The 9,597-nt window shown below is 47.0% G+C and carries 1 protein-coding gene; it reads left to right on the forward strand.

The window, feature by feature from the left end:
• The first annotated feature begins 122 nt into the window (after window positions 1-122).
• Window positions 123-9,437: a VCBS domain-containing protein gene (locus AB4138_RS13620; RefSeq protein ID WP_372306364.1), complete on the forward strand. Its 9,315-nt coding sequence runs from the start codon at window positions 123-125 to the stop codon at window positions 9,435-9,437.
• The last annotated feature ends 160 nt before the right edge of the window (window positions 9,438-9,597 follow it).

Here is a 9,597-nt window from a genome sequence, read left to right on the forward strand (position 1 = left end):
TCAAAATGAGATAATTCTTCGACTTTGCAGTTTTTTCTTTAAAAATTATCCAATTAGCTAGCGAAACCTCTATCTGTGTATTTTACTTAAGATAGTGCAACCACGATTCACGGATGATAAAAATGGCTAACAAAAAAAACGTCGAAGCAAACAAGAAAAATACAGAAATCAAAAATAAGAAAAGTAACAAGCTAGAACAAAAGAAACCAACACAAAAAAAGAAGCGCAGACTGCATTCACATCTAAAAGTGAATATCCCACTTTTTCAGTCACTCATGATGATTTTGCCATCATTGGCTAAACACGCTGCTGCGGAAAGTATAGACAATTCCAGCGACGCTGCAGATCAAGTAACCGCAAATAACGTGACCGAAAAAGATGTCACCGATGACCATAGCAAGGCGGACTCATCAGCGGTTGCTCTCCAAGAAGCTCAGACGAGTGACAGCGACGTAAACTCCACCTTAAGTGCAAGTCATGCCGCCCATGGTTCGAGCTCTCACTTGGTTCCTTCTCATCATTTGTCGACGCTTTCTCACCCGCAAGTCCATTACATTCCTTCGGTATCGATGCCGACTATCTCCTCAGGGAGTAACGGTCAGCCGACTCATTCGAATGCGCCTACGACGCCCGCTTTACCCGTCACCTTTATGCCAGAAGTCATAAAAGGTACGTACGGAGAGCTTCATGTTGATGCAAATGGTCAATACACATTCGTATTGAATCCAAGTTCTCCTCAATACATCCTGTTAAACCAGCACCAACCAGGTACTGATCATTTTGCGTTACATCTATCTAATGGCTCGAGCATCATTGTTCAGATACCGGTAACAGGTAAGCAAGACACGCCAAATATTTCTGGAGACTTAACAGGTGTGGTAACAGAAGATCACAATATTGATTCACAAGGCTTGTTACATGCGAACGGCAAAATCGATGTCATAGACCCTGACCAAAATGAAAGTTCGGTTACGCCGGAAGTTATCTCAGGTAAATATGGTTCATTAACTATCGATGCTGATGGACATTGGCAGTATCAAGTTGATAACTCGCTCTCTAATGTTCAAGCTTTAACCGCAGCCACTTCACTGCATGAAAGTTTCACGATTCACACCAAAGACGGCACGCCTCAAACCATCGATATGACAATAGGTGGCAACGATGACAATGCTGTTATCACGGGTGTGGATGCTGGCACGTTAACTGAAGATTTAACGACACAAGTTCAAGGGCAACTTTCAGTAACGGACCCAGATCTTGGAGAAGATCATTTTCAGGCATCACAAGTAACTAGCAATTTCGGTACGCTCAGCATCACCAAAGACGGTGCATGGACATACGATTTAGATAACAATAACCCTGTAGTTCAAGGACTTGGCCAAGGTTCAACTGCGACAGACATCGTCACTGTTCACTCAGTTGATGGTACAGCGCATCGAGTTATGGTCACGATTAATGGCACCAACGACAATGCGGTAATCACGAGTAGTACAGCAAATTCACCAAGTTCGTTTTTCGCTATCGGGAAAAGTAATGGCTCAAGCCAAGTTACTGAAGATAAAGACCTAACGGTTTCGGGCCAACTCAACATCACCGATATCGACTCAAAAGAGGCGCATTTTTCTAATTCCGACCTCAAGGGGACACTGGGTACTTTACACCTTAAAGACAATGGCGATTGGACCTATGACCTAGATAATAAAAAACCACAAGTTCAAGCTCTTGGTCAAGGTTCTGCGACAACAGACATCATAACCATCCACTCCGCCGACGGCACTCCTCATCAAATTACAATTACCGTTATCGGCACCAATGATAAAGCCGTGATAAGCGGAACAAGTGCTGGAGTGGTAACCGAAGAGTCCCAACTTCAGGCCTCGGGCACACTTGCGGTAACGGATGTGGATACCGGTGAAGCGCACTTCGCTACTTCATCCACAGGAAGTACCGATATTGCAGGCTCGTTTGGTACGCTTCATCTGACTGATACTGGCTCTTGGACGTACGATCTTGATAATACAAATCCTAACGTTCAAGCATTGGGCAAAGGAGCAACCGCTACCGACACCATCACCGTTCATTCTGCTGACGGTACACCGCATCAAGTGACTATCACAGTAAAAGGCACTAATGACGCCGCTACTGTCAGCAGTGCGACCGTTGCCATCGATGAAACCGACAAAGCGATAACCACATCAGGCACGCTAACCAGTACCGACGTGGATAATCCAGACAATGCGTTCACGCCGGATTCGATTACTGGCACCAACGGTGATCTCACCATTGATACCACTGGCCACTGGGTATTCACCGCCAACAGCGCATTCAATCAATTAAACGTTGGCGATAAAGTCGAAGAGACGTTCACCATCAATTCGGTCGATGGCACACCATCCACCATCAAAATTACGATTAATGGCACCAATGATAAAGCGACGGTAAGCAGTGCGACCGTTGCCATCGATGAAACTGACAAAGCGGTAACCACGTCAGGCACCCTAACCAGTATCGACGTCGATAATCCAGATAACACATTCACACCGGATTCGATTACTGGCACTAACGGTGACCTGACTATTGATGCTAGTGGACATTGGGTGTTCACCGCGAACAGTGCGTTTAATCAATTGAACGTTGGCGATAAGGTTGAGGAAACCTTTACCGTAAATTCTGTTGATGGCACACCGTCGACCATCAAAGTGACGATTAATGGCAACAACGATAAAGCGACGGTCAGTACCGCAACGGTCAGTGTGGATGAAACTGACAAAGCAGTAACGACTTCAGGAACATTGACCAGTACCGACGTGGATAATCAAGATAATGCGTTTACACCGGATTCGATTACTGGCACCAATGGTGACCTGACTATTGATGCTAATGGTCATTGGGCGTTCACCGCCAACAGCGCGTTTAACCAATTAAACGTCGGCGATAAAGTCGAAGAGACCTTTACGGTATCATCAGTTGATGGCACACCGTCGACCATAAAAGTGACGATTAACGGCACTAATGACGCAGCTACTGTCAGCAGCGCGACCGTTGCCATCGATGAGACTAACAAAGCGGTAACAGCTTCAGGTACCCTCACCAGTACCGATGTAGACAACCCAGACGACACGTTTACACCGGATTCTATTTCAGGTACCAACGGTGACCTGACTATCGATGCTAATGGTCATTGGGTGTTCACCGCGAGCAGCGCGTTTAATCAGTTAAACGTCGGCGATAAAGTAGAAGAAACCTTCACGGTGTCGTCTGTTGATGGAACACCGTCCACTATCAAGGTGACAATTAACGGTACTAACGACACCGCTACTGTCAGCAGTGCGACCGTCGCCATCGATGAAACCGACAAAGCGGTAACTACCTCAGGTACGCTAACCAGTACTGACGTGGATAATCCAGATAATACCTTCACACCCGATTCCATTTCCGGTACCAACGGTGACCTGACTATTGATGCCAATGGTCATTGGTTCTTCACCGCTAACAGCGCATTTAATCAATTAAACATCGGCGATAAAGTCGAAGAAACCTTCACTGTATCGTCTGTTGATGGCACACCTTCGACCATTAAAGTCGCGATTAACGGCACTAATGACGCAGCTACTGTCAGCAGTGCGACCGTTGCTATCGATGAAACCGACAAAGCAGTAACGACTTCAGGAACATTAACCAGCAACGATGTCGATAATCCAGATAACGCATTCACACCGGATTCGATTACTGGCACCAACGGCAACCTCACCATTGGTGCTAATGGCCAATGGACATTCACCGCCAACAGTGCGTTTAATCAATTGAACGTCGGCGATAAAGTCGAAGAAACCTTTACCGTCTCTTCCGTTGATGGCACACCGTCGACCATCAAAGTGACGATTAATGGCACCAATGACCGCCCTACTATCTCAGGTACCTCAAGTGGCGCGGTGATCGAACAGGGCTTGAACACGGCAGGAAACCCCGATGCGACAGGGAGCTTAATCGCGACTGATATAGATAAGTCCGACACCGTTACGTGGGCAATCAATCAACCCCAAGGTCAATGGGGAACGCTGTCGATTGATCAGCATGGTCATTGGCACTATCAGCTAGACAATTCAACCGGCGGTGCCGCGGATAAACTCGCGGCTGGTGAACATCAGTCTGAATCATTCTGGATCACCGCTACCGATTCAACAGGAGCGACAGTCCCTCATAAAGTCGTTATCGATGTGCAAGGCAGCAACGACAAACCAATTGTCAGTGCGTGGACTCAGCTTCCTGCGGGTAAAGAGGATCAACCCGTAACCATCAAGGCTTCTGACTTGCTAACACATGCAAGCGATGTGGATAGTAGCGATGTATTGCACGTGACAAATTTGCAAGCGACACACGGTAGCCTGACTGATAATAAAGATGGCACTTATACCTTCACGCCAGATAAAGATTTCAATGGTGAGATTCGACTCACCTATGATTTGGTTGACGGCCATGGGGGCAGCGTCAGCACTCAAGCTAAGTTTGATCTTATCGCAACTCCAGATAACGCGATTATTACCGACGCACAAGCCAATGCAGACTTACGGGGAGTAACTGAAGATCGCGGCTATATAGATACCCACTACCAACTGCATTACGACGGCAGATTAAACATCCAAGACCCTGATAAGGGAGAGGCACAGTTTGATCCGAATATAGGCTCACAAACCTATCAAGGTATTGGCTACGACACCAAACTGGGTGGGCACATACTGCTCATGCGCGACGGTCACTACACCTATACCCTCGACAACCGCAATATACAGAACTTAGCGCAAGGCGAAGTTAAACACGATTCAGCCATTATACGCTCAGCAGATGGTACAACACACACGATAGAGCTAACGGTTCATGGTACCAACGATGCCCCAACCATCAATGCTCAGTCCCACTCAGTGACTGAAGGTGGAAGCGTTCTAAATGGACAAATGGTTGGCCAAGATATTGATACCGGTGCGGCCTTGACTTACAGCGCACCGCAGATTGATGGCTTGGTGGTTAATCCGGACGGCAGTTATAGCTTCGATCCTGCTCACTCTAGCTATCAATCGTTAGCATCAGGTGTCACGAAGACATTGACTGTTCCAGTAACAGTCACAGACGAGCATAATGCGAGCAGCACTCAAAACCTCTCAATAACGATTACAGGGGTTAATAATTCTGCCGTTATCGGCGGTGTCTATACTGGAGATGTTCATGAAGGGCATACCTATACAGCACCAGATGGTACAATGTCTGGTGGCTACGTCGATGATCGCTCACCAGATCATATGCATGGAAACATCGGCAAATTATGGAACGACGAAATACACACTGATGGTCACCTGAACATTGTTGATCCAGACTCCGGTGAAAGCCATGCCCAAACCGGCGTTTATTACGGCACTCATGGTCGTGTCATACTTCAGAGTAACGGAGATTGGAGCTACTACGCTTCCATAGGCCAAGACGCAACAGGTAGAAAGATTGATCACCTCGGCCAAGGTGAATCGATAACGGATACTGTCACCGTCAAATCGGCTGATGGCACCACTCACGATATTGTTGTCACCGTTCATGGCGATAACGACCGTCCGTATTGTTCTGGTGAAGTGCAACTGAACAGCGGTAAAGAAGATCTTGCTCAAACCATCACAGCAACCGAGCTAATCGCTAATACTGTTGACGTAGACGCCAACGATGCAGGTAAGCTCACTATCGCTAATTTGCATGCTGACCATGGCTCGATTCAAGACAATCACGATGGAACCTTCACCTTCACTCCAAGCCACAATTACAACGGCAGCGTCCACTTCACCTACGATGTGAAAGACGCGCATGGTGGTACAACACACACTGGCGCATCAACGACGCTCTCGGCTGTTGGCGATAAAGCCCAAATCGCTGGCGTTGATACTGGTTCAATAACCGAAAACAGCGCGGGTGTCGACATGTCACCCGACTATGCTCACTCAGGCATCGCCACACTTGGCAATACAACACTCTATGCTGATGGCAAGCTGACCATCACAGACCCCGATGTAGGCGAGTCAGGATTTGAACGCCAAGGCAGCAATGGTTACGACTATCACGGCACCTATGGCGATCTAATCTTACTCACCGATGGCACCTGGCATTACCATGCCGATGCTGGGCATCTATCAGGTATAGGTGCTAGACCCACAACGCGTGGCACTGCAATTGACCAACTTGGTGAAGGGCAAAGCTTAACCGATACGATTACAGTCCATTCAAAAGATGGTACAACACACGATATTGTCATCACCATTCACGGCAGTAACGACAGACCTTACTGTTCATCTGAAGTGGTGCTTGCAAATGGCAGTGAAGATACACGCCAAACCTTAACCACCGCGCAACTATTAGCGAATACCGTCGATGTGGATGCCAATGACGCCGGTAAACTAACCATTGAAAACCTGCATGCTGACCATGGCTCTATTCTAAACAATGCCGATGGTACGTTTACGTTTACCCCAGAAAAAGACTACAACGGCGCGGTGCACTTTAGCTATGACGTCAAAGATGCACACGGTGGTGTAACACACACCGGCGCAACCACCAACTTAGCTGCGGTTAACGACAACCCTGATGTGACGCCTTTAACCGACAGTGTCAGTGAGGGGGCCGATAATCATCACACCCTCAATCTGCTAGTAGGTGCCACAGACAAAGACGGCGACGCTTTAAGCGTCAGTCACCTTGAATATGCCATCGATGGTCAACTTCAGGCAGGGAAAATCCCCGCAGGTATCACCTTAGATACTGATGGTCATACATTAATTGTTGATGCCACTGATCCCGCATTTAACCATTTGGCCAATGGTCAGTCGCAACAAATCGCTATCACCTATCAAGTAGAAGATGGCCATGGTGGAAGTACGCAACAAACCGCCACGCTTACGATTGCCGGGACAGATGATAAAGCCACACTGGTTTCTAATGTCATTCAGCTCACTGAAACACAAGCGCTGGATAGTGAATTTAAATTCTATAGAGGCCAGCTTCAGCTAATTGACCCTGATAGTGGTGATAACACTCAGTTTGTTTTTAGCGGGAAGTATTTAGGCCAAGGGGTTGAGCCTGGTCACCTTGATGTTTGGCCTAATGGCACTTATCAATTCAGATTAGAAGCTGTTACCAATCGTCATGCGGACGATCTCATTGGTAGCCTACATGCTGGCGAGTCGATGGAGCTCCCCTACGAAATCGAAACCAATGATGGTCAAAAGCTCACCATTATGGTGAAGGTGACCGGTGAAGATAACCAAGCAAAAATTGAAGTAACGCCCTACTCCAGCCTCAATAATCATGTTTACGAAGATCACACTTCCTTTGGCAATACCACTAATCAGCTCAGCAGTGGTGGCACGTTACACGTGATTGACCCCGATCACGACCAAGCCGGTTTTATTGCACAAACCATCACCACCGCCGAAGGTGGTCGGTTCAATATCAACGCAAAGGGCCATTGGTCATACGATATTGACAATGATAAAGTCCAACATTTAGGCGCAGGGGAAAGCTTCCAGCAAACCTTTACCGTTGAATCTATTGATGGCAGTGCTAAAAAAGATATCACAGTGACCGTTCATGGCACCAATGATGCCCCAGTTGCATCAGCTGAAGTACGTTTAGCGAATGGCTTAGAAGATACCCAGATAGTCCTCACCCCAGCACAGCTACTGGCCAATTCTAGCGATGTTGACGACAACGATATTGGCAAATTATCCATTGAAAACCTACAGGCTGACCACGGTGCTATTGCATTAAATGCCGATGGCACCTTCACGTTTACCCCAGATAAAGACTATAACGGCCAAGTGCATTTTAGCTATGATGTTAAAGATGCTCACGGTGGTGTGACCCACACTGGCGCATCAACAACACTCTCGGCAGTTGGCGATGCTGCGATCTTCACCGGAGATAAAAGCGGTCAAATAACAGAAGATCGCCACGTACAAGGTGATGCCCAACATACGATATTTGTCACTGGCGTGTTGAATGTTATCGATCCTGATGCCGGTGAAGATCATTTTTACGACACTCGTAATGCCCATGCGATCAGTGATCCCTATGGCGGTCATCTGACCATTGGAAAAGCCGGTGATTGGGCTTATTCGGTTCCCAATGCCAATATTCAGCACTTAGCGGCAGGGCAAGTCGAGCAGGTTCAATATGAAGTAACGACCGCTGGTGGTGATAAACAAATTATTACCATCAATGTGCATGGCACTAATGATAAACCAACAGTTTCTGAAGTTATCGCAGGTGCACATAACATTGATGAAGATGTTGCAAATGCGACCTCTGGGCAAATTATTATCAGCGATGTTGATCATAGCGATCAACATTCTGTCAGTATTGATAGCCAACATCAGCCACAGTATGGTTCTGTTACCTATAATAGCAATACACAAACTTGGGTCTACACACTTAATAACAGCAATAGCCATGTTAATGCTTTAAATAATGGTGAACAATTGACCGATAAGTTTTCTCTATTAGTCGATGATGGACACGGGGGCATTACAACTCAAGAAGTTGAAATGCGCATTGATGGACACAGCGATGTTCCACCAATGCCAACCCTAGTTGCCCCTGCAAAAATTACCGGCAGTGCAGGCAATCAGGACCTGCATGCCTCAATCGGAATTCCTCCAATTATTCACCAAGGAACGCCTACGCCAATGACAGGCTGGGGAATATCAGATCACCACGGACACTCTCTCACTGCATTACACGGTCAATTTGGTACTTTGCATGTCAATCCTGCAACCGGAGAGTTGAGTTACGATTACCAACAAACTTCATCAGGCGTCGTTAAGACACATACAGGAGGCTCTTACGGTAGTGGTACAGACGAAACCGACTCGTTTGTTTTAACCCTAGGAGGCGATCAAAACTCACAAGTCGCGGTGCACCTACATTTGCACTCGCAATCCGTCCATGGAAACAGCGGACATCACATTGACCAAACCACACTAACTGGCATGGATTTATCGCCAATCGCTCCACCACCTCCTCCAGCACCCGGCATGAGCCAAGCGGATGAACCGGATGCCTCTTTCAGCACCCCTGATGAAGTTACTCTTAATTTTGATGAGGTGACGGCAAACCTAGAACATACAGCGATAGGCGAACACGAACAGCGTTCTGGTGCCCATGCTTACCTAGACGCTCTGGGTATTAATGCTGACTCGCCGTCTATAGATTCACCGTCACACAATGTACCAGTAGCGCATGATATCGATATCATTTTCAGTGATGCCGAGAGTGCTTATGGGGCTGAGCAAACTGACGATGGTATGAGTGATGGGCTGTCTCACCATACCGATAACCCATCTATTGATGATTCTTTACACCATCATAATGACGTTGACGGACTGCCTGACATAGACCCAAATAACTAGAACATCACCCCTTCGGTTTGTCTCGTCCTAAAATACGTTGACAGTATTTCTACTAAGCCAACAGCATCAGCTGTTGGCTTTTTTCATGCACCTCATTTGGAGTTTTCATCCTGAGACTAAGGTGCGGCCTCATATTGTTATAGGTACTTATAGACTCTTT

Source organism: Vibrio sp. 10N.286.52.C3 (assembly GCF_041468865.1).
Classification (GTDB): domain Bacteria; phylum Pseudomonadota; class Gammaproteobacteria; order Enterobacterales; family Vibrionaceae; genus Vibrio; species Vibrio crassostreae_C.